20 protein-coding genes are annotated in these 21283 nt (G+C 70.4%); 10 read left to right on the top strand and 10 right to left on the bottom strand.

The window, feature by feature from the left end; all coding sequences use genetic code 11:
• The first annotated feature begins 60 nt into the window (after positions 1-60).
• The gene (locus ACZ6Z4_RS19530) at positions 61-843 is read left to right on the top strand and encodes an IclR family transcriptional regulator domain-containing protein (protein WP_465565894.1); all 783 of its coding nucleotides are present in this window, start codon (positions 61-63) and stop codon (positions 841-843) included.
• Between the two features lie 615 nt (positions 844-1458).
• Here the strand turns inward: ACZ6Z4_RS19530 and ACZ6Z4_RS19525 are convergent.
• The gene (locus tag ACZ6Z4_RS19525; RefSeq protein ID WP_465565891.1) at positions 1459-2478 is read right to left on the bottom strand and encodes an SIS domain-containing protein; all 1020 of its coding nucleotides are present in this window, start codon (positions 2476-2478) and stop codon (positions 1459-1461) included.
• 140 nt (positions 2479-2618) lie between these two features.
• On the opposite strand from ACZ6Z4_RS19525, the gene ACZ6Z4_RS19520 reads away from it, so the two are divergent.
• Entirely contained in the window at positions 2619-3341 is a 723-nt protein-coding gene (locus ACZ6Z4_RS19520) for a GntR family transcriptional regulator (RefSeq protein WP_363669685.1), read from the top strand.
• A 162-nt stretch (positions 3342-3503) separates the two neighbouring features.
• The gene (gene fbaA, locus ACZ6Z4_RS19515; RefSeq protein ID WP_363669683.1) at positions 3504-4529 is read left to right on the top strand and encodes a class II fructose-bisphosphate aldolase; all 1026 of its coding nucleotides are present in this window, start codon (positions 3504-3506) and stop codon (positions 4527-4529) included.
• An 81-nt stretch (positions 4530-4610) separates the two neighbouring features.
• Here the strand turns inward: fbaA and ACZ6Z4_RS19510 are convergent, their stop codons facing one another.
• Together ACZ6Z4_RS19510 and ACZ6Z4_RS19505 are read right to left on the bottom strand one after the other, a co-directional pair.
• The gene (locus ACZ6Z4_RS19510) at positions 4611-5963 is read right to left on the bottom strand and encodes a type IV toxin-antitoxin system AbiEi family antitoxin domain-containing protein (RefSeq protein ID WP_465565886.1); all 1353 of its coding nucleotides are present in this window, start codon (positions 5961-5963) and stop codon (positions 4611-4613) included.
• Between the two features lie 88 nt (positions 5964-6051).
• Positions 6052-6501, bottom strand: coding sequence for an HNH endonuclease (locus tag ACZ6Z4_RS19505; RefSeq protein WP_465565883.1), 450 nt, complete (start codon positions 6499-6501; stop codon positions 6052-6054).
• A 145-nt stretch (positions 6502-6646) separates the two neighbouring features.
• Between ACZ6Z4_RS19505 and ACZ6Z4_RS19500 the strand changes: the two genes are divergently transcribed.
• The 3 genes from ACZ6Z4_RS19500 to ACZ6Z4_RS19490 all read left to right on the top strand — a co-directional run bounded on the left by ACZ6Z4_RS19500 (position 6647) and on the right by ACZ6Z4_RS19490 (position 9212).
• Positions 6647-7054: a DUF3151 domain-containing protein gene (locus ACZ6Z4_RS19500; protein WP_465565880.1), complete on the top strand. Its 408-nt coding sequence runs from the start codon at positions 6647-6649 to the stop codon at positions 7052-7054.
• Positions 7055-7097: 43 nt separating this feature from the next.
• Positions 7098-7835 (top strand): 2-phosphosulfolactate phosphatase, encoded by a 738-nt coding sequence (locus ACZ6Z4_RS19495; RefSeq protein ID WP_465565877.1) that lies wholly within the window; start codon positions 7098-7100, stop codon positions 7833-7835.
• Positions 7836-8003: 168 nt separating this feature from the next.
• A complete protein-coding gene (locus ACZ6Z4_RS19490) occupies positions 8004-9212 on the top strand; it encodes an MFS transporter (RefSeq protein ID WP_465565874.1) in 1209 nt (402 codons plus the stop codon).
• On the opposite strand, the gene ACZ6Z4_RS19485 is transcribed toward ACZ6Z4_RS19490, so the two are convergent.
• Entirely contained in the window at positions 9209-9643 is a 435-nt protein-coding gene (locus ACZ6Z4_RS19485) for a hypothetical protein (protein ID WP_465565869.1), read from the bottom strand. The genes ACZ6Z4_RS19490 and ACZ6Z4_RS19485 overlap by 4 nt on opposite strands.
• A gap of 60 nt (positions 9644-9703) precedes the next feature.
• Positions 9704-10522 (bottom strand): AraC family transcriptional regulator, encoded by an 819-nt coding sequence (locus ACZ6Z4_RS19480; protein WP_465565866.1) that lies wholly within the window; start codon positions 10520-10522, stop codon positions 9704-9706.
• 57 nt (positions 10523-10579) lie between these two features.
• Between ACZ6Z4_RS19480 and ACZ6Z4_RS19475 the strand changes: the two genes are divergently transcribed.
• Positions 10580-11068 (top strand): VOC family protein, encoded by a 489-nt coding sequence (locus tag ACZ6Z4_RS19475; protein ID WP_465565863.1) that lies wholly within the window; start codon positions 10580-10582, stop codon positions 11066-11068.
• 331 nt (positions 11069-11399) lie between these two features.
• Positions 11400-12692 carry an adenylosuccinate synthase gene (locus ACZ6Z4_RS19470; RefSeq protein WP_465565859.1) on the top strand — a complete coding sequence of 431 codons (1293 nt, stop codon included), beginning with the start codon at positions 11400-11402 and terminating at the stop codon, positions 12690-12692.
• A 43-nt stretch (positions 12693-12735) separates the two neighbouring features.
• On the opposite strand, the gene ACZ6Z4_RS19465 is transcribed toward ACZ6Z4_RS19470, so the two are convergent.
• Complete coding sequence (locus ACZ6Z4_RS19465; protein WP_465565856.1) at positions 12736-14817, bottom strand: protein kinase domain-containing protein; 2082 nt, start codon at positions 14815-14817, stop codon at positions 12736-12738.
• 136 nt (positions 14818-14953) lie between these two features.
• The gene (locus ACZ6Z4_RS19460; RefSeq protein WP_465565852.1) at positions 14954-17047 is read right to left on the bottom strand and encodes a sialate O-acetylesterase; all 2094 of its coding nucleotides are present in this window, start codon (positions 17045-17047) and stop codon (positions 14954-14956) included.
• A gap of 175 nt (positions 17048-17222) precedes the next feature.
• Between ACZ6Z4_RS19460 and ACZ6Z4_RS19455 the strand changes: the two genes are divergently transcribed.
• Positions 17223-17819 (top strand): DJ-1/PfpI family protein, encoded by a 597-nt coding sequence (locus tag ACZ6Z4_RS19455; RefSeq protein WP_465565849.1) that lies wholly within the window; start codon positions 17223-17225, stop codon positions 17817-17819.
• A gap of 1 nt (position 17820) precedes the next feature.
• Here ACZ6Z4_RS19455 and ACZ6Z4_RS19450 read toward each other — a convergent pair whose 3' ends face one another.
• Both ACZ6Z4_RS19450 and ACZ6Z4_RS19445 read right to left on the bottom strand, forming a co-directional pair.
• Positions 17821-18951, bottom strand: coding sequence for an SAM-dependent methyltransferase (locus ACZ6Z4_RS19450; protein WP_465565847.1), 1131 nt, complete (start codon positions 18949-18951; stop codon positions 17821-17823).
• Positions 18952-19002: 51 nt separating this feature from the next.
• Entirely contained in the window at positions 19003-19569 is a 567-nt protein-coding gene (locus ACZ6Z4_RS19445; RefSeq protein ID WP_465565844.1) for a TetR/AcrR family transcriptional regulator, read from the bottom strand.
• Positions 19570-19663: 94 nt separating this feature from the next.
• On the opposite strand from ACZ6Z4_RS19445, the gene ACZ6Z4_RS19440 reads away from it, so the two are divergent.
• On the top strand, positions 19664-20521 hold the full coding sequence (locus tag ACZ6Z4_RS19440) for an SDR family NAD(P)-dependent oxidoreductase (protein ID WP_465565841.1): 858 nt from the start codon (positions 19664-19666) through the stop codon (positions 20519-20521).
• Between the two features lie 43 nt (positions 20522-20564).
• On the opposite strand, the gene ACZ6Z4_RS19435 is transcribed toward ACZ6Z4_RS19440, so the two are convergent.
• Positions 20565-21269 carry an SDR family oxidoreductase gene (locus ACZ6Z4_RS19435; protein ID WP_465565838.1) on the bottom strand — a complete coding sequence of 235 codons (705 nt, stop codon included), beginning with the start codon at positions 21267-21269 and terminating at the stop codon, positions 20565-20567.
• Between the last annotated feature and the right edge of the window lie 14 nt (positions 21270-21283).

Below are 21283 nucleotides of genomic sequence, written 5' to 3'. Positions count from 1 at the left end.
GAAAGCTCCGCTAGGATTTCGCTCAGCGAAAAGTTCTTCTTTCAACGAAAAGGTTAGCCGATGGTTGGTGACGCGTCTACAGGCACGTTCCTGCAGGGGCTCGAGCGCGGGCTGGCGGTGATCCGCGCGTTCTCGGCGGACACGCCGTCGCTGACGCTCAGCGAGGTGGCGCGCGATGTCGGGATCACTCCGGCGACCGCGCGGCGGATCCTGCTGACGCTGGAGCAGCTCGGGTACGTGCGCAGCGACGGACGGCGGTTCACGCTCACACCTCGTGTCCTGGCGCTGGGCTGGGCTTACCTGTCCTCGCTGGATCTGGGTGACATCGCCGGTCCGTTCATGGAGGAGCTCAGCGCCCAGACCCGGGAGTCCTGCTCGATCGCGACGCTGGACCTGCCCGACATCGTGTACGTCGCTCGCGTGCCGACCCGGCGGATCATGACGGTCGCGCTCGGTGTCGGTGCGCGGCTGCCGGCGTACGCGACGTCGATGGGCCGGGTGCTGCTCGCCGGGCTCGCTGCTGACGAGTTGGCGGCCTACCTGGATTCGGTGGAGACCGAGCGGCTCACCGAGCACACGCTGACGGCGCCGGACGAGCTGCGGGAGGCTGTGGAGCGGGCGGGTGCTGACGGCTATGCGGTCGTGGACCAGGAGCTGGAGCTGGGGCTGCGGTCGATCGCCGTACCGATCCTGGACTCCAGAGGCCGGCCGGCTGCGGCGCTGAACGTGTCGGCCCATGCTTCGCGCAGTACGAAGGCTGCGCTGCTCACTGAGTCGCTGAAGCCTTTGCAGGAGTGTGCTGACCAGATCGGCACAGCGCTGCGACAACGAGGCCGGATCTAGGGCCTACCGCGGGCGGGGCGGCGGGCTTGTTGCTGGCGGGCGGGAGCTGCCAGCGGGAGCGCAGACACTTGTCCCGGCTGCGGACTCGCCGTCCGTCCGGGTCGCGTCGGCGTTCCTGCGCCGCCCCGCCGCCCGCCGCCCGCCGCCCGCCGCCCCGCCGTGCCGCCCCGCCGTGCCGCCGTGCCGCCCCGCCGTGCCGCCGCGCCGCCCCGCCGTGCCGCCGTGCCGCCGCGCCACCGCCGCGCCGCGCCGCCGCGCCACCGCCGCGCCGCGCCGCCCCGCCACCGCGCCGCCACCGCCCCGCCGCCCCGCCGCGCCGCGCCACCGCCGCGCCACCGCGCCACCGCGCCGCGCCACCGCCCCGCCGCGCCGCGCCACCGCCCCGCCGCGCCGCGCCACCGCCGCCCCGCCGCGCCGCGCCACCGCCGCGCCGCCGCGCCGCCCCGCCGCGCCACCGCGCCACCGCGCCGCGCCACCGCCCCGGCGGCAGCTGCGGACGCTGCGGATCGAGCCTGCTTGGTGCAGAAGACCCCAGGTGATTCCGGCCGGAGTGGCGGGAACTACCTGGGGTCTGCTCGGCCGGGTGTGTGCCGGCTTCAGCTCGTGGGCTGTGTTCTAGTCGGTCTGCGTGACCTTGCGGAGGCCGCGGGGGGCGTCGGGGTCGAGACCGAGCTGGCGGGCCAGGGCCTCGATGGCGCGCTGGGCGGGGATGACCAACGCCAGGGGAGCGAGGGTCTCGGGCAGGTCCGGACCGGCCAGGTTGACGTCGCACAGGGAGGCGAACTTGGGGTCGCCGCCGATGCCGAGGATCTTGCTGCCCTTCTCGCGGACGATGGAGGCGAGCTCGGTCATGCCGGGGAGAGCGGGGCCGTCGGCGGCGGCGACCAGAATGGTGACCAGGTCGGCGTCGACGACCGCGATCGGGCCGTGCTTGAGGTCGGCGTACGAGAGGCCCCGGACGGGCTGGAGGCAGGTTTCCTCCAGCTTGAGGGCTACCTCGAGGGTGGTGCCGAAGGTCAGGCCTCGGCCGGAGGAGAGGACGTCGTGGGCGCCGGCGAGGAGATCGGCGGCCGACTCGACGGAACCTTCGAGCATCTTGGCCGCGGCCTCGGGGACTCGGGCGATGTCGGCGTCGAGGGTGCCGGGCTTCTGGGCCAGGGCGTCGACGGCGACGGTGATCGCGGCGAGCTGGGTGGTGTAGGTCTTGGTCGCCGGGACGGCCAGCTCCTTGCCGGCCTGGGTGATGAGGGCTACGTCGGCCGTGGAGGCCAGCGGGCTGTCGGCGTCGTTGGTGATGCCGACCACGGCGGCGCCGTTGCGCTTGGCCCATTCGGCGGTGTCGACGATCTCCTGGGTGGCGCCGGACTGGCTGACCGCGACGACCAGCGAGTTCGACAGGTCGAGGTTGGCGCCGTACAGGGTCGCGACCGACGGGGCGGCCAGCGAGGCCTGGCGGCCGGCGTGGATCTCGGTCAGGTAGCGGCCGTAGACCCCGGCGTTGTCCGAGGAGCCCCGGGCGACGAAGATCACGTGCCGGCGCCCGGCGGCGAGCCGGGTCACGTCGTGCCGGCTGGGCAGCACGTGCTCGAACGTCGCGGCCAGTGCGGCCGGCTGCTCGGCGATCTCGCGTGCCATCTGGGTGGCAGAGGCGGGGACAGACACCACTGGGATCACTGGTCCTATCTGGTCTTAACAGGTATGCTGCGCACGATAGCAGTGAGCGGCCGCCCGGGGCACCCCCGTGCGATCGCCCAGGTCTGGAGGATCGAGATTCGATGGTGGCAACCAAGCGGGCCCAGGTCCGGTCGGTGCTCGAACGGCTGATCGACGTCGAGCTGCACCCCGGCGACCCGATCCCGTCGGAGCGGGCCCTGGTGGACAAGCTGAACGTCTCCCGGGTGACCGTCCGGCAGGCGATCAGCGACCTGGTCGAGTCCGGCGCGCTGGAACGCGTGCACGGCAAGGGGACCTTCGTCACCGGGCCGCAGGTCGACTCCCAGCTGCACCTGACCTCGTTCTCCCGGGAGATGCGGGCCCGTGGCCTGGAGCCCGGGACGGTGGTGCTGTCGGCCACCGAGATCGAGGCCTCCGACGAGACCGCGAAGGGGCTGCGGGTGCCGAAGGGCACCAAGGTGATCCGGGTCGAGCGGTTGCGCACCGCCGACGCGTCGCCGATGGCCTACGAGGTCGGCTACTACCCGTCGACGCTGTTCCCCGGCCTGCTCGGCCGCGAGCTCGGCACCCTGTACGACGTCTTCGCCAGCGAGTACGACGTCGTCGTCACCTCGGGTGAGCAGACCGTCCGGGCGGACAACGCCGACGGTCACGTCGCCCGGGTCCTCGGCGTGGCCCGGCGGGCACCCCTGCTGGTCCTCGAGCGGACCACGTTCGCCGGCCGCAAGGTCGTCGAGCTGTCCTGGTCGGCGTACCGCGCCGACCGCTACCGGCTGCACATGGCGCTCACCCCGCGCGGCCCCCGTACCGGGTCGTCCACCTGACAACTGGACCGATCCTGTTCCACCACTGGTCTGTTCCCCTGCTGTTTGCTCCCCGGTCACCCTGGCCGGCTCAGCAGGTGGCCCGCTGCGGACGACGAGGTCCGCGGCGGCGATACTGGAGCTCAACCCACATGAACTTTGCTGTGAGGAGTACCGCGAGACATGCCTATTGCCACCCCTGAGGTCTACGCCGAGATGCTGGACAAGGCCAAGCAGAACCGCTTCGCCTACCCGGCCATCAACGTCAGCTCGTCGCAGACGCTGACCGCCGCGATCCGTGGTTTCGCCGAGGCGGGCTCGGACGGCATCGTCCAGGTCTCCACCGGCGGTGCGGAGTACCTGTCCGGGTCGACGATCAAGAACATGGTCACCGGTTCGGTCGCGCTGGCGGCGTACGCGCACGAGGTCGCCAAGAACTACGGCGTGAACATCGCGCTGCACACCGACCACTGCCCGAAGGACAAGCTGGACGGTTTCGTCCGGCCGCTGCTGGAGATCTCCGCCGAGCGCGTCGCCCGCGGCGAGAACCCGCTGTTCCAGTCGCACATGTGGGACGGCTCGGCCGTGCCGCTGGACGAGAACCTGGAGATCGCCAAGGACCTGCTGGCCCGGGCGCACGCGGCCAAGATCGTGCTGGAGATCGAGGTGGGCGTCGTCGGTGGTGAGGAGGACGGCGTCGCGAACGAGATCAACGACAAGCTGTACACCACCGTCGAGGACGGCCTGGCCACGGTCGAGGCGCTCGGCACCGGCGAGAACGGCCGCTACCTGACCGCGCTCACCTTCGGCAACGTGCACGGCGTCTACAAGCCCGGCTCGGTCAAGCTGCGCCCGGAGATCCTGAAGGAGATCCAGGACGCGGTCGGCGCCAAGGTCGGCAAGGAGCGCCCGTTCGACCTGGTCTTCCACGGTGGGTCGGGCTCGACCCTGGAGGAGATCCGGGCCGCGGTCGACAACGGCGTGATCAAGATGAACGTCGACACCGACACGCAGTACGCGTTCACCCGTCCGGCCGCCGCGCACATGTTCAGCAACTACGACGGTGTGCTGAAGATCGACGGTGAGGTCGGCAACAAGAAGGCCTACGACCCGCGCGCCTGGGGCAAGGCCGCCGAGGCCGGCATGGCCCAGCGCGTCGCCGAGGCCTGCGAGAACCTGCGCTCGACCGGTACGTCGCTCAACGCCTGACAAGTAGCACCTGACGGACCCGTTGCCCTGGGCAGCGGGTCCGTTGTCGTTGGCCATGGTGTTTCTCCTGAGGGCTGGTGGTCAGTGGGGCGGGGAGCTGGGTCGGGGCGCGGGCGGGAGATCGGGCTGGCCCGGGACGGGGGCGGGAGGTCGGGCTGGCCGGGGACGGGGGCGGGAGGTCGGGCTGGCCCGGGACGGGGGCGGGAGATCGGGCTGGCCCGGGACAGGGGCGGGAGATCGGGCTGGCCCGGGACAGGGGGCAGGAGGCCGGGCTGGCTGGGACAGGGGCGGGGGAGGTCGGGCTGTTCCGCGCCGGGGACTCGGGGCGCGGGGGTTGCGCCGGCTCCGGGGGAAGAGCCGGACGGCGGTCGAGCGGTGGGCCTGGGCGAACGTCGCGCGGATGCGGTGCGCGACGGTCGCGGGGTCGTCCAGGTCGGGCCAGGCGATCCAGCAGGAGGCGGCGGGGGAGGGCTCGGCGAGCTGACCAGGTCGGGGTACGCCGAAGGCTCGGTCTGCCGCCTCGGCCAGGTAGGCAGCGAGGGCCGGGGAGCCGTCGTCGGTCGAGTCGGTCCAGTACGGGCGGTGGGGTTCGAACTCGACGACGGTGCGTTCGTCGGGGAACCAGAGCGAACAGGCGAGTTGGTCTGCGTCGACGCCTGGTGGGGGAGCTGGGGACGGCGTGGGGAGGCCTGCTTCGGCGAGGATGAGGCGCAGGCGGGACTCGGCGACCGAGGCTGACTCGGGGGTCGCCCGGGTGATGATCGTGCGGGCCTGGTCGACGCCTTCGGGGAGGTGGTCGGCGGCTTTGCGGAGCGCGCTGGGGGTGGTGAGGCCGGAGTACAGGCTGGCGTCGGCGACTGCCTGGGCGGGAGCCGGCGGGCAGGTTGCGGCGACCTCGACCACCGTGCGGGGAGGTGAGGTGACGCGCAGGCCGTTCCAGGAGATGACGCCGGGGCCGATCGGGCTTCGCACGTGCCGGACCACGTCGTCGCCGGAGGCTCGGCCGCGCCGGATGGCGTCGTCGCCGCCACCGGAGCCACCGGAGCCACCGGAGCCACCGGAGCCACCCGAGCGCCGGGTCGCGTCGGCCGTCCGGCCGCGGAGGACCTCAGGGACTTCGGCCAGTGTGAGATGCACCTTCGTCAGATCCAAGCCCCACAAGGGCAAACCGTGCAGGGCCGCGGCCGACTGGTGGCTCGCCGTCCGGCCCGACGACTCGCGCAAGAGCTGGAACGTCCGGCGGACGTGCAGGGTCTCGTCGGTGACCAGGGTCAGGTCGCGGAAGACGGCGTACCGGCCGGGGCGGACGCGGCGCCAGCCGCCGGTGCTGAGGAAGGAGTCGATGTCGGGGTCGGAGTAGCCGCAGGCGCGGGCGTCGGCGCGGGTGAAGACGCCGCCGCGGATCGCGCGGAGCACGGAGAGAGTTGGGTTCACACCTCAGAAGATGCCGCGATCAGCGCCGCCGGCGGCGGCCTTCACCCAAGCTGTGGACGACCCCGGAAAAGGGCATAAAAAAGGCCCGTCATGTCTCTATGACGAGCTCGGCGCGGGTCGGTACCCAGGGTTGCCACAGCAGGGGCATGTCGGCCTCGGACGGCGTCCGGTTGCCCTTCCGCTCGTTGCAGGCGGCATGGGCGGCGACCGCGTTCAGCCACTCCGTGCGGCCGCCCCTGGATCTGGGTTGGACATGGTCCATGGTGTCGGCGTTGTCCAGCCCGCAGTAGGCACACCGGAACCTGTCCCGCCGCAGCACGCCGTGCTTGCTGTACTTCATCCGGCCGGCCGCGTAGCGCCAGTGGGTGACCACGTAGCGCACCAGCCGCAGCACCCGTGGAACCGGAAAAGGGCCGATGGTCCGTTCGCCGTGCGCCTCTTCGACCACCGCCACCTCGCGCACCAGCATCCGGATGGCGTGCTGGATCGAGACGGTGTGCAGCGGTTCGTACGACGCGTTCAGGACGATGACACTCATCCGGTGCCTCCTCTCCGGCCGTAGCTGGGAACCACGGCGGTACGACGCAGGGTCTCAAGCATCCGTGGCCGGTACGTGAACGGTCAACGGATTTCGTCAGACGGTCACGTGCCGGGCCGGCTGCGTGATCGGCGAAGATGTGCCTATGGAATTGAACAATCTGCTGAGCGGTCCTCCCGAGACCCTACTCCCCGAGGACCCGGCCGCGGCGGAACTCGCCGCCGGACTCGCTCCGGTGGACGCGGCCGCCAAGTACCCGACCTCGTCGCTGGCCTGGTCCCAGCTGGCCGAGGCCGCCTTCGCGGACGGCCGCACCATCGAGGCCTACGCCTACGCCCGGACCGGTTACCACCGCGGGCTCGACCTGCTCCGCCGCAACGGCTGGAAGGGCCACGGCCCGGTCCCGTGGGAGCACGAGCCGAACCGCGGGTTCCTGCGCTGCCTGGCGGTGCTCGGCAAGGCGGCCGCGGTGATCGACGAGAAGGAGGAGGCCGAGCGCTGCGCCACCTTCCTGCGCGACTCGTCGCCGACCGCTGCCGACGTGCTGAGCTGAAACCTGCTTGTCCGGTGCTGAGCCGGCGGGAATGATCTCGCCGGTGAGCAGCCCTTACGCACAGACCGCGTACCGCGTCGGTTTCGACTGGGGATCGGCCGGTGCCGCCGCCGTACCCGGTGCCGTGGTCGCGGTCGTCGACGTCCTCTCGTTCACCACCTCGGTGACGGTCGCCGCCGACCGCGGCATCACCGTGCTCCCGTACCGCTGGCGCGACGGCAGTGCGATCGAGTACGCCGAGAAGCACGCGGCCGCGCTTGCTGTCGGCCGGTCGGAGGCGGGCGCGGACGGGATCAGCCTGTCCCCGGCAACCATCCGGCAGGCGACAGGTGTGGAGCGGCTCGTGCTGCCGTCGCCCAACGGCTCCACGATCTCCCAGCAGCTCGCGGACAGTGGGTCGACGGTGTTGGCGGTGTCACTGCGCAACGCAGCGGCTGCTGCGGAGTGGGCCGCAGCACAAGCAGTACAAGTCGTTGCCATCGCTGCAGGTGAGCGCTGGAAGGACGGGTCGCTGCGGCCTGCTGTGGAAGACCTGTGGGGTGCCGGCGCGTTCGTGGCGAGGCTGCAGGAGCTGGGAGTTGGGCCGCTGTCGCCGGAAGCGCGAGCGGCGGCCGCGGCGTACCGGGAGGTGGCTGGTGAGCTGCCGGAGCTGCTGCACGAGTGTGCGGGTGGGCAGGAGCTGATGCAGTACGGCTTCCCGCAGGACGTCGCGATCGCGGCGGAGGTCGGCAGCAGCCAGTCCGTTCCGATCCTGCGCGTTGGGGCCTTCGTAGTAGACTGAACCCGCTAGAACACCCTCATCGATGTTCTGCCCGGTGACATAGCCGGCAGGCGGCGTGCGTCCCCGCTTCCTGCCGAACATGGACGGTTGTAGGCGGCACTGACGGACCGAAAGAGCTGGACGCCCACGGTCAGATCACCGCCCCGCCGGGTAGCGAAAGGCTCACCCGTGCCGGCACTCACCGGACGGATCAGCACGCCCCGCACCAGCTACCGCAGCGTCCTCGCGACGCCGGGCGCGTGGAAGTTCTTCCTGGCCGCGGCTCCCGCGCGGATCGGCATCGCGATGACCGGCCTCGGCATCGTCTGGCTGGTGCACGGCTCCACCGGCTCGTACGCCGTGGCCGGCACCGTGACCGGCGGCTTCGCGGTCGCGGAAGCGCTCGCCGGGCCGCAGGTGGCCCGGCTGATCGACCGCTACGGCCAGACCCGCATGCTGCCGATCACCCTGCTGCTGCACGCGGCCGCGGTCGCCCTGCTGATCACTCTCACCATCACCCACCATCCCCAGAGCATCCTCGTCGCCGCCGGTGTGCTCGCCGGTGGCACGCTGCCCCAGGTCGGCGCGCAGACGTCAGCCCGTTGGGCTCATGCCCTCCGCGGCAAACCCGGACTCAACACCGCCTTCACCCTGGAGGCTCTGAGCACTGGTGTCGCCTTCATGGTCGGCCCAGCGCTCATCGGCACGGTCAGCTCGCTCACCTCACCTGTAGTGGGCTCAGCGCTGGCCACCAGCCTCCTGGTCGGTGGTGGCCTCTCGCTGGCGCTGCAACGCGGTACTGCTCCACCGACCGCGGTCAAACAGGTCCGCGACAGCTCAGCACGCCTTCTGCACAAGGGGTTTCTGGCGCTGGTCGCAGTCAGCGTCGGCATGGGATTGTTCTTCGGAAGCATGCAGGTGTCCGTCACCGCCTTCGCGGTCGGCGACGGCAGCCCGTCGCTCGCCGGTCCGCTCTACGCGATCACCAGCCTGGCCAGTCTCGTCGCGGGCCTCATTTACGGCGCCAGGCAGTGGCCGATGCAGCCCGCGAAACAGTTCGTCCTGGCACTGACCACGCTGACCGTGACCTCGATCCCGCTGCTTTTGGCCGACAGCCCGTTGGCCCTGGGGTTGGCGCTGGCCCTTCCAGGCTTGGCGATCGCACCGATCCAGACGCTCTCAGCGGTGCTCACCGAGCAGGAGGTCGCGCCGAGAGTTCTCACGCAGGCTTTCACCTGGCTGAACTCCGGGGGCGCTGCCGGAGTCGCCCTCGGTGCGGCCTTCGCCGGCCAGGTCGTCGACGCTCACTCTCCGCGCCACGGCTTCGCGCTCGCCCTCGCGGCGGCGGTCACGGCGACGCTGTTCGGGGCGTCAGTCAGGCGACGAGTCCACAATTAAATCGATTTGGCTTCGAGATGATCGGCGAGATCTCTCAAAGTGTCTGCCCACTTAGTCAAATCCGACTCTGTCACTAGAGGGCCGCGGAATACTTCCTCGTCGTCGGCGGCTCTCAGTAGTGCCGCTCCTCGGCCAAGTATATTGAACCAGATCCCGTGCGCGGCCAGGTGCCTTTTCTCGATCGCTGCAGCGCACTGGTTGAGGAAATCTTCCTCCTCGCCCTTCGATCTCAGATGCTTGAGGATATCAGGCATCTTCTTCTTCCGGATCGCGTCTACGCGACTCATTCCGTGCTCCTGCGCGAGGATCCTCAAGTTGGTCTCAAGGCGGGATCCTTCGAGTATGAGCCGGCCAATCTGCTCGTTCGGTGGCTTCGCGTCGAGGTATTTAATGAATTCTTCGAGGTCTTCATCGCCCGTAATGTGTGCCACTAGCACCCCTTTCGCTGAAGAGACATTAGATCTGTCTCGCCTAAAAGTCGATCGGTTTCGTCAGCGATAGGTGATCTGCCGCTCGGCAGTGGTCCGTGCGGCGTAGTCGGTCGGGGTCAGGCCGATGTGGTCCTTGAACTCGCGGGTGAAGTGGGCCTGGTCGAAGTAGCCGAGCGCGACGGCCAGGTCGGCGAGCTCGGTGACCTGGCCGCGGGCGAGCAGCTCGGCGCCGTCGTGCAGGCGGTAGCGGCGCAGCACCCACTTCGGGCCGACGCCGACGTAGCGGCGGAAGAGGCGTTGCAGCGTGCGGATCGGTACGCCGAACCGCTCGGTGATCTGGTCGACCCGGGTGATCGAGCGGTCCTCGGCCATCGCGGCGACGATCTCCCGGACCAGCGCGTACGACGGGTCGTCGGCGACCAGGTGGTCGGCCAGGTACGCCTCGACCACGGCGCGCCGGCGTACGTCGGTCTCGGCGGCGAACATCAGGTCGGCGAGCCGGTCGGCGTCCGGGAACACGTCGGTCAGCGGCAGCACCTGGTCGCGGAACGACGCGACGTCGCGCCCGGTCAGCGCGCCGAAGCCGCCGGCCCAGAACTTGACCCCGAACGCCCGGCCGCGGCCGGTCAGCTCGCGCTCGAACTTGCGGGTGCAGACCCCGTTCAGGAACGCGCCGCCGGGCTGCTCGAAGGTGACGTTCACGCTCGGGTAGGGCAGCACCTCGGCGACGTACGGCGTACCGAGGTCCCACTCGACGATCCAGTACCACTCGACGAAGCGGCCGACCGTGGGACCGGGCGCGAGCCGGGTCAGCGAGCGGTGCCGGGCCTGCTCCTGCGGGTGCAGGATGCCCTTCTCGCTGTCCGGGGGCTGCGTCACGCTGGCTGTCGCTTTCTTCCAAGACCGGGCGGGCCGGTACGGCGTTGACTGAACGTCATGACGACGAACACGGTAAACCCCGTCCCCGACGGTTATCACTCGCTCACGCCGTACCTGGCCGTCGACAACGGGCCGAAGGCGATCGAGTTCTACACCGAGGTCTTCGGCGCCGAGGTGGTCAGCCGGCAGGACATGTCCGACGGCCGGCTCGGACAGGCCGAGCTGCGGTTCGGGAATTCGATGCTGCAGCTCAGCGACCAGATGCCGCAGATCGGGCTGCGGGCACCGAACGGCGAGTGGGTGCACTCGTCGCTGGTGCACTACGTGCCGGACGTCGACGCGACCTTCGCGCGAGCGGTCGCGGCCGGGGCGACGCAGGTCGAGCCGGTGTCGACGTTCATGACCGGCGACCGGTACGGCACGGTGATCGACCCGTTCGGGCACCGGTGGGCGATCCTGACCAAGGTCGAGGACGTCTCGCCGGAGGAGGCCGACCGGCGGGTGAAGGAGTGGCTGGCGTCGAACCCGGAAGGACTGGACGCCTAGGGCAACAGAAGCCTCGAGGACATGAGACTGTCCCGGACATGAGGAAGCGGCCCGCCGGAACCGTCCCCTGCGGCAGTTTCGGCGGGCCGCTGACTAAGAGTGTGCACGTGATCACCGAAAATCGCAAGCCCGTCCCGAGGCCGACGTCACTGACGCGGAAAGCTCTGCACGGACCCGGGGTCCGGTAGGCTTCGGTCGTAAGAGCCTGGAACGCCTGCCGGATGAATGTCTGGTGAACGCGTCCGGGCTTCACCATTTCCTTAGGGATACAGTCAGCGGCCGGCCATCGGCGGCGAAGCCGCCGGTCGACGCGTTGAAGAGGAGGGCTGAGATGCCCGCAATCGTGCTCGTCGGCGCCCAGTGGGGCGATGAGGGCAAAGGCAAGGCGACCGATCTGCTCGGCAACACCGGGACCGCGATCGACTACGTGGTGAAGTTCAACGGCGGCAACAACGCCGGCCACACCGTTGTCATCGGCACCGAGAAGTACGCGCTGCACCTGCTGCCCAGCGGAATCCTGACCCCGGGCGTGACGCCGGTGATCGGCAACGGCGTCGTGGTCGACCTGAGCGTCCTGTTCGAGGAGCTGGACGCGCTCCAGGCCCGCGGGGTCGACACCAGCCGGCTGGTGGTGAGCGCGAACGCGCACGTCATCCCGCCGTACAACCGGACGCTGGACAAGGTGACCGAGCGGTTCCTCGGCAGCCGCCGGATCGGCACCACCGGCCGCGGCATCGGGCCGACGTACGCCGACAAGATGAACCGGATCGGGATCCGGATCCAGGACCTGTACGACGAGAAGATCCTCGAGCAGAAGATCACCGGCGCGCTGGAGCAGAAGAACCAGCTGCTGGTGAAGGTCTACAACCGGCGCGCGGTCGAGATCTCCGAGGTCCTCGACGAGCTGCTCGGGTACGCCGAGCGGCTGCGCCCGATGGTCGCCGACACGAGTCTGCTGCTCGGCAAGGCGCTGGACGCCGGCAAGACGGTGCTGATGGAGGCCGGGCAGGCGACGCTGCTCGACGTCGACCACGGGACGTACCCGTTCGTCACGTCGTCGAGCGCGATCTCCGCGGGCGCCTGCACCGGCGCGGGCATCCCGCCGACCCGGATCGACCGGGTGATGGCGGTCGTCAAGGCCTACACCACGCGGGTCGGCGAGGGGCCGTTCCCGACCGAGCTGCTGGACGCCGACGGTGAGTGGCTGCGCCAGCAGGGCTTCGAGTTCGGGACGACGACCGGGCGGCCGCGGCGCTGCGGCTGGTACGACGCGGTGATCGCGCGGTACGCCGCCCGGGTCAACGGCGTCACCGACTTCGTGCTGACCAAGCTGGACACGCTGACCGGGCGCGAGAAGATCCCGGTCTGCGTCGCGTACGACGTGAACGGCGTCCGGCACGACGAGATGCCGATGACGCAGACCGACTTCCACCACGCGAAGCCGGTCTACGAGGAGCTCGACGGCTGGAGCGAGGACATCACCGGCTGCCGCAGCTTCGACGACCTGCCGAAGAACGCGCAGACCTACATCCGCACGGTCGAGGCGATGAGTGGCGCGCCGATCTCGGCGGTCGGTGTCGGGCCGGAGCGCTCGCAGATCGTGATGCTGGACGACCGGATCTGATCCGTTAGAACAAGGCGCTCCCCAGCTGCTGGGGAGCGCCTTTCTAGTTGATGAACGGCAGGTCGCGGATGACCGGGAGCTGGCGCAGGTCGCCGAGCGTGGGGCTGGGCAGCTGCGGGAGCTCGAAGGCGTTCGCGAGCGGGGTCCAGTTCGTGCCGCTCTGGTAGCCGCGGAGGGCCAGTACGCCGGCCACGACCAGCAGGGCGACCGTGACGAGCGTGCTGAGCCAGGCCGGGCGGAACATCGTCCGCAGACCGGCCCTGGCGCCGCGGCGCAGTGACGAACCGCCCGGGCCGCCCCAGGCGCTCATCAGGCCGAACACCGCGCCGACGGCGATGCTGATCGGAGCGAGCAGCGGCCACTCGAAGCCCTTGGCCATGGCGATCACCAGCGTGGTGATGCCGCCGACGGTGAAGCCGACGATCAGCGGCAGCAGCGCGGCGGGGAGTGAGACGAGCGCGGCGCTGGTGAGGTGCACCGGGCTGGCGGCGACGGCGACCAGGCCGTCGGACTTGCCGCGGTAGCCGCGAGCCTCCCGGCGGCGCAGCAGCGCCGTACTGGACTTGTCGACCATGCGGGCGAGCACTGTCAGCGCGGCAGCGACCAGCATGCCGAGGACTGGCAGTACGGCGATGAGCGCGGCCAACGCGAGCAGGAGCGCGAAGAGCAGGCCGCCGCGGGAGGCGGGCGGGAGCGGCGGGCCTGACGGGCGCTGCTCGAGTGCTCGGTTCTGCTTCTGGACAGGTTGGTGCTGCTGCTGGGGGACCGGGTAGTTGGAGGGTGGGGCGTAGTTCGGCCCGGTCGCCGGGCCGCCGAGCCCGCCGGGAGCCGACTGGTACGGGAGCGGCATCGCTGCTGGAGCTGCGGCGCCGGGGACCGGGCTGTACGTCGCCGGGTGGACCGGGACGGCTGCTGCTTTGGCGGCGAGGCGGGCGGCCTTCTGCTCGGCGGCGACGTCGCGGAGCTTGTCGCGGAGAGGGGCGAAGGCTGAGAGCGGTGGGATGACCGCGGGGACGAGCTGAGCGACAGCGGCCGGGTCGGAGGGGTCTTCGCCGGGCATGAGGCGAGTGCCGTCGGGCATCACGCGGGTTCCGTCCGGCAGTAGCTGCGTGCCGTCGGCCCTGACGTGCGTGCCGTCCGGGAGCACCCGGGTGCCGTCAGCAAGTACCTGCGTGCCGTCGCCCAGCACCTGCGTGCCTGCTTCTGCTGCCGACATCACCGTGGTCGGCGGGTGCAGCTGGATGGTCTCCGGCGCCGTCAGGACCGTCTTCTCCTCGGCCGCCGGCACCAGGGCGTCGCGGCCCTCGGCGTATCGGTTGAGGCCGGCCATGATCTCGATCTGGGTCGGGCGGTTGCGGCGGTCCGGGGAAAGCGCGGCGGCGAGCAGCGGCTTCAGCCGCGGGTCGAGGCCCTCCAGGTCGGCCTGGCCGCTGTGGACGCGGCTCAGCACGACCTCGAACGGGCCCTTGCCGAACGGGCGCCGCCCGGTCGCGGCGTACGCCGCGGTGGCCGCCCAGCCCCACCAGTCGGCCGACTCGGACACCATCTCGCCCTCGATCAGCTCCGGCGCCAGGTAGCCCGGCGTACCGATGACGAGCCCGGTCTGGGTCAGCCGCAGGTCGTCGGCGGCCTGGGCGATCCCGAAGTCGATCATCACCGGCTTGCCGTTGAACATCATCACGTTGCCCGGCTTGAGATCCCGGTGGATCACCCCGGCCGCGTGGATCGCCTGCAACGACTCAGCCAGACAGCCGGCCAGCGGCAACCACCGCTGCGGCGTCAGCGGACCCCTGTCGTCCACCTGCTCGTCCAGCGGGCGCCCCGGGATGAAACGCGTCACCAGGTACGGCCGGTCGCCCTGCAGGTCGTAGTCGAGCACGCCGGCGACCCCCGGGTGGTCGATCCGCCGCAGCGTCGTCGCCTCCCGCTCCAGCCGCGCCCGCGCGGTCGGGTCGTGCGCCACGTGCGAGCGCAGCACCTTGAGCGCAACCTCACGCTTCTGCGGCCCCTCGGCCAGGTAGACCACACCCATGCCGCCCTGCCCGAGCCGGCGGATCAGCCGATACGGCCCGATCCGCTCCTCCACCTCCAGCGGCGCTGAAGGCTGTCCCCCTGTACCCGACATGCCATCTACCGTACGTCGCCAGAAGCGCAACCACCCCGGCCAGCCGGTAGCCAACCAGCAACCCCAGCCCCACGCAACCACCACAAGCAAGACGCGGCCGGTGCCTCGGGGCGGTGGGCGCCGGCCGCGTCCTGGATCAGGTGACGGGCAGCTTGAAGGCGAGCAAACCAGCGCCCGTCGCGTTGGTGATCCACGGGCCGGCGCCAAGATGACCCTGGTACGTGAGACCCGTGACACCGGTCGCCGGCCCCGAGAGCGTCAACACGAGCCTGCCGCCGGCCTGGTAGGCAACGGACGAGACGGTGACAGCTCCACCTTCCAGCACGAAGTCAGACGCAACTCCGGCCGCCACCGTGAGCGGGTCGGACGACCGAAGCTGTACAACGAGCTGCGAGCCGCTAGCAGTCACAGCTGACGGGTTCGGCGGCGCAACACCGGCCGACGGGCCGCCGTACAGGTCCCTGCCGAGTACCGCGAACGTGTGGTCGCCCATCTCCCGGTAGCCGCCCAGGTACGCGTAGTGGCAGCCGTCGTGGCCCGACAGCCCGTTGGTGGACAGCAGCGTCACTCCGGCGGTATCGCCGAGCTGTCGCTGGGCCTCGCGGACGTTCATGTTCGTCGTCGTGCCGCAGGGCGACGTCCGCACCTGGTACACGTAGTACTTCGCGGCACCGAAGTCGCTGCGCCAGTCCTGCAGCAGCGTGTTGAAGCCACCCACATGCACTGCGGCGTTGTCGTTGTCGGACTCGCCCTGGTACCAGAGCACGCCCTTGACGCTGCCCAGCACACCAGCGGCCTGCAGTCGTTGCCGCAGCCGCCCGTAGTTGGTGCCGAGGTCGCCCGGGTTGCTGTCGTTGCGCTGGAAGAAGCTGATCGGCTGGCCGCCGTGCGCTCCGTTGAACAGAGCCACCGGGACCTTGTAGGTGTCCACGATCTTCCGGCCCATCCGGATCGCCCACTGGCCGACCGAGCCGGACTGGTTGGTCACGTCACCGGTCGCGTAGTGCCAGACCCGGTCGGCGCCCGAGATGGTGCCGTCGGAGGTCGGCGTACCGAAGCTGCGCAGGTACGGCGACTCCTCCGCGTTGGCAGCACCGTTGTACTTGGCCGCCTCCGCGTTTGACTGCCCCTGCACCACCAGTACGTCGCCGGAGACCACGCCGTCGCGCCGGGCGACCACGCGGTCCAGCCCGGGACCAGTGGCCCGCAGCTCGAAGCTGTACTCGTGCAGCCCGGCTGTGATCCGCGGAGTGAAGCGGAACGACTTGGAAGACGAGGTGAAGGTCTCGGTCCGACCAGCGCCGGTCACGCGCAGCTGCACCCGCCGTACGCCGGGGTTGGTCACAGTGCCGGCCACAGGTACGACGGCGCCGTTGCGGGCGTCTCGCGGAACCAGCTGCCGGTCCTGCGGCGACTCCGTCACGCTCACCACCGAGCTGCGCACGTACGCCGTCAGCCGCCGCTGCGAGTACCGCGTGGCGTTGTTGGCGAACGTCCAGTCCGGCTGGCCGCTCAGGTTGGTGCCGATGCCCAGCGACAGCACGCCGTTGGCCGACTCGGTGAACGTGTTGATCGCGAACACCTGCTTGGCCGCGAAGCTCGACGGCCGGTCGGCGCCGATCTGTCCGACTTGGAAAGAGCCGTAGCCGAGCGGGGAGGTCGGGTTGTCGTCCACGTCGAAGGTGATCGGCGAGGCGTTGGCGACCTGCGTGCTGGCGCTCTCCTGGTACTGGTTCGGCCACATCTCCAGGTAGCCGGTCTGGCCGCTGCCGTTGGTCACGCCCGGCACGTTCGACCGGACCTCCAGGTCGCCGACCCGCTGCCGCACCAACTCACCAGGACGCGTCGGCAGGCCGATACGGGCAGCGGTTGAGCTGAACGGCTCCATGGCGGTCCACACCCACTGCGGCCCGTCCGGACCGTTCAGCTCGACGCAGTACCCGACGCGGTCGAAGTTGGAGCCGACCTCGCTGGTCCGGTCCAGGCTGTACGGCGGGGTCTGGTTCAGGTAGCTGCCGCGCTCGGGCAGGTCGAGCTGGAGCACCGGGGTGAAACCTGCTGCAGCGCTGTCGCAGGCGGTGGCGGCAGCCGACGTGTCAGGGACGGCTGAGGCCGGAGAGACCAGTGCGTTGAGCGAGACACCGCCGGCCAGCACAGTGGTGGCGACAGCGATGAGCGAACCGGCATGGGAGCGACGTACCAGGGCGCGGGCGGGCGCAGAACGAGGCATGGACGGACCTCCGGTGGCGGGATGTCTCCACCATGGGTAGCGGTCCGCTCACTGTTCGTGCGAGCACCTTGCGCCCAGCGGTCCGATCCCTGCGCCCAGCGGTCTGGCCAGATCTTCCCGAAGACCGGCCGCCGGACGGCTGGTCGCGGCCGGCCGCAGCCGGTGGGATGGAGGCATGCGGATCGAGATGGTGGTGTTCGACGGCGTGGACGAGATGGACGTGATGGGCCCGTTCGAGGTGTGGAGCCACGCAGCGGCGCGCACTGGTGAGCTGGAGCTCGCACTGGTCGGGTTGGACGGCCCGGTGGAGGTCACCGGCATGCACGGCCTGCAGTTCCGCGCACCGGAAGGTCTCGGTACTCCGGACGCGCTGTTCGTGCCCGGAGGCGGCTGGCTCAACCGGGCCGAGCGCGGCTCGTGGGCGGAAGCACAGCGCGGCGTACTACCCGCCCGCCTCGCCGACCTGGCGCCGCAGCTCGACTGGATCGCCTCGGTCTGCACCGGCTCGATGCTGCTCGCCGCCGCAGGCCTGGTGAAGGGCCGCCCGGCCACCACCAACCGAAACGCCTGGGAGGAGTTCACGGCGTACGGCCCGGTCCTGAAGAAGAACCGCGTCGTCGACGACGGCACCCTGATCACCGCCGGCGGCATCACCGCAGGCATCGACCTGGCCCTCCACATCGTCGAACGCGACCTGGCCCCCGACCTGGCCGACCGCATCGCCGCGTCGATGGAGTACACCCGCGACCGAGACCTCTACGTCAGCAACTGAGTCATCGCCGCCGCAGCAGTACGCCGCGGCTGCCGCGTTTGCGGAGGTAGGCGCGGCCGCCGACCACTGGCTCGAAGCGGGGTGCGACCAGCTCGACCTGTTGTTCGATGCTCCAACCAGTGGGCCAGGAGCGGGCTGCTAGCTCCATCGGCTCCATCGCCACGAACAGGTGGTCGGTGGGGAAGCGGTCCAACAGCGCGAGGTCCTGCTCGTAGTAGAGCATCTCGATCAGCAGGTACGCCGAGCCGGTGAGGCGCCGGGTCGTCGTCAGGTCCTCGTAGCTGTGCGGGTGGACCCGCACGTCGCCGCGCACCTCGCGGAGCCGCTCGTAGAAAGCCTGGTTGGGCTCGGTCGCGTCGACCGAGTAGCCCTCGGCGACTAGCCGGCTGGTGAGGGCACCTTCGCAGGCGCCGACCTCGATCACCCGGCCGGCCGCTGGGTCCAGCCGTGATCGCACCCAGGCCACCGTCGCGTCCAGCCGTTCCAGCTCGTACGGCGATGTCGCGAACTCCCACGGGTCGGTGACCAGCGCGGCGTTCTCGCCCATGCTCCCCATCAGCGCGAACAGCCGGGCGCGCTCGTCCGGTGTCGAGCCGAAGAACCGCTCGACCGAGTGCACCTTGCCGGTGAGCAGCGCGTTCTCGTCCTCCTCGTCCAGCCCGAGCAACTCCCCGCCGTGCGTGTTGACGAAGTCCAGCTTCGCGTCGATCAGCGCCGGGCTGAGCCGCTCGTCGGTGTCGGTCACCCACTGGAACCACTGCGCGTCGCCGACCGCGTGCAGCACCGGCGCCCGGCGTACGAGGTCTGCGAGCTCGAGGCCCCAGCGGCCGCGGCGCTCGCGGCTGTCGGCCGGGTTGTGGGTCCAGACGGTCGCCTCGACGTCACCGGTCTCCAGCGCGATCGCGTCGGCGGCGGCGCCGGGCGAGAACGGCTTGGCGCCGTCGGCGGAGGTGGCGAGCAGTTCGGCGAGCGGCGCCAGGCGGCCGGCCAGTGGGACCCCCACCGGCAGCTTCAGGTAGGTGCCGCGGTCGGCGACGAGCAGGTGGACCTCACGGCCGCGGGCGGGGTCGAGGACGGACAGGAAATCGACGACTACATCTTCCGGACGGAGCACAGCGACGACATCGATCACTCCCCGATTTTACGCAAGCTCCCTGCGAAATGCCGGTCGAAGCGTGTCGACTCAGTCCCGCAGCAGCGCGGCGACCGCCTCGGTGACGATCTTGCGCCGGTCCGCCGACGAGGTCTGCTCGACGAGCGCGGAGTACTCCGGGGTCATGTTCGCCCAGAGCGTGGCCTGGTGGATGACCAGGCTGAGCAGCACGATCGGGCTGTACCGCGTGGTCAGCAGGCCGTCGCGCTGGGCCTTCGCGATCGCCTCGGTCTTGTGCCGGTTGCTCTCGATGATCGCGTCCAGCGGGTCGTTCGTGCCGGCCCGCTCCAGCCGGTACCAGGTCGCCAGCCGCTGGATCTCCGGGTGCTGCTCGTAGCCGTCGAACAGGCGGCCGGCGTACTCCGCGAGGTCGGTCGGGTCGATCGGCGTCGCGCTGACGGTGTGCTCGACGATCTCGTTGAAGACCGCGTCGAACAGGCCGTCCTTGCTGCCGAAGTAGTGGTAGATCTGCGCCTTGTTCGAGCCGGACTCGGCGGCGATCCGGTCGACCCGCGCACCGGCGATGCCGTACGCGCCGAACTCCTTGCGGGCTGCCTGCAGCAGTCGCTTCCTGGTCGCCTCAGCGTCTCCGGCCATGCGCCCATGATACCTCACTAACTAGATAGTTGACTCGCGTCGACGCGCGTGCTTCACTTCAACTAACCAGTCAGTCAGGAGTCAAGGGAGCATCATGAAGGTCTTTCTCGTCACCGGCAGCTCACGCGGTCTCGGTCGCGCGATCGCCACGGCCGCGCTGGCCGCCGGGCACCAGGTGGTCGCCACCGCGCGCCGGCCAGAGCAGCTCGCCGACCTCGTCAGCCAGTACGGCGACCAGGTACGCGCCGTCGCGCTCGACGTCACCGACCTGGCCGCGGCGCAGGCGGCGGTCCAGGCCGCGGTCGACGCGTTCGGCCGGCTGGACGTGGTCGTGAACAACGCGGGCTACGCGAACTTCGTCGCCTTCGAGGACATCCCGATGGACGACTTCCGCGCGCAGGTCGAGACCAACCTGTTCGGCGTCGTCAACGTGACCCGGGCCGCGCTGCCGGTCTTCCGGGCGCAGGGCTCGGGGTACTTCGTCCAGGTGTCGTCGTCCGGCGGCCGGTCGATCGCGCCCGGGCTGTCGGCGTACCAGGCGTCGAAGTGGGCCGTCGGCGGGTTCTCCGGCGTGCTCGCGCGGGAGGTGAACCCGCTCGGGATCAAGGTCACCGTGCTGGAGCCGGGTGGCATGGCCACCGACTGGGCCGGGCCCTCGATGAAGGTCTACCCGGTGAGTGAGGCGTACGAGCCGTCCATCGGCCGGCTCCGCGACTACCTGTCGAGTGGGATGTCCGGGAGCGACCCGGCCAAGGTCGCGCAGGTCGTGCTGCAGCTGGTGGACAGCGACGAGGTGCCGGAGCGGCTGCTGCTCGGAAGCGACTCGCTGATGGCTGTCGCGGACTACGAGGACAAACGGGCGGCCGAGGCGGCGCAGTGGATCGAGACCAGCCGCTCGACGGACCCGGACGGTGCCACGCAGGAGAGCATGAACCCGGTGGCGCACCTGTAGGTCAGGGGCCGGTGGTGACCAGGTCACCACCGGCCGGGCTGGCTCAGCCGAGCAGCTGCGGGTACACGTCCTCGATCGCCGAGCCCGGAGCGCCCTTGGCCAAGCGCGCGGTGTCGTCGGCGAGCACCTCGTGAGCGCCGGCCTCCACGCCGTCCAGCGCGGCCCTGGCGATGTCGGCCGGGTCCTCCTTCGGGGCGGTGATCGTCGCGGCCATGTCGGTGTCCAGGTAGCCCATGTGCAGCGACGTCACGCCGATGCCGCGGCCGAGCAGCTCCACCCGCAGGCTGTTGGACTGCGCCCAGAACGCCGACTTGGTGGCGGCGTACACGCCGTGCCATGCGACCCAGGACAGCGCCGACTGCATGTTCAGGATCTGGCCGCCGCCGTTGCGCTCGATCACCGGCACGAAGGCGCGGGTGACGTTCAGCGGGCCGAAGAAGTTCACGTCCATCAGGTGCCGCAGGTCCTCGATCGGGGTGCCGAGGTAGGTGTTGCCCGGGTAGTCCATGCCGGCGTTGTTGACCAGCAGGGTGACGTCCGGGGCCGCCTCGGCGAGCGCGTCGATCGCGGCCTGGTCGGTGACCTCGAGCGGGAGCGTGACGACCCGCGGGTCGGTGCTCGGCTCGGGCTTGCGGGCGGTCGCGTAGACCTTGGCCGCGCCGCGGGCCAGCAGTTCGTCGACGACGGCCTTGCCGAGGCCGCGGTTGCCGCCGGTGACGAGGGCGACGACGCCGTGCAGTGAAGTCATGGTGAGCTCCGGGG

This window comes from Kribbella sp. NPDC104740, assembly GCF_055583505.1.
This window is presented reverse-complemented; position numbering and strand designations above follow the sequence as displayed.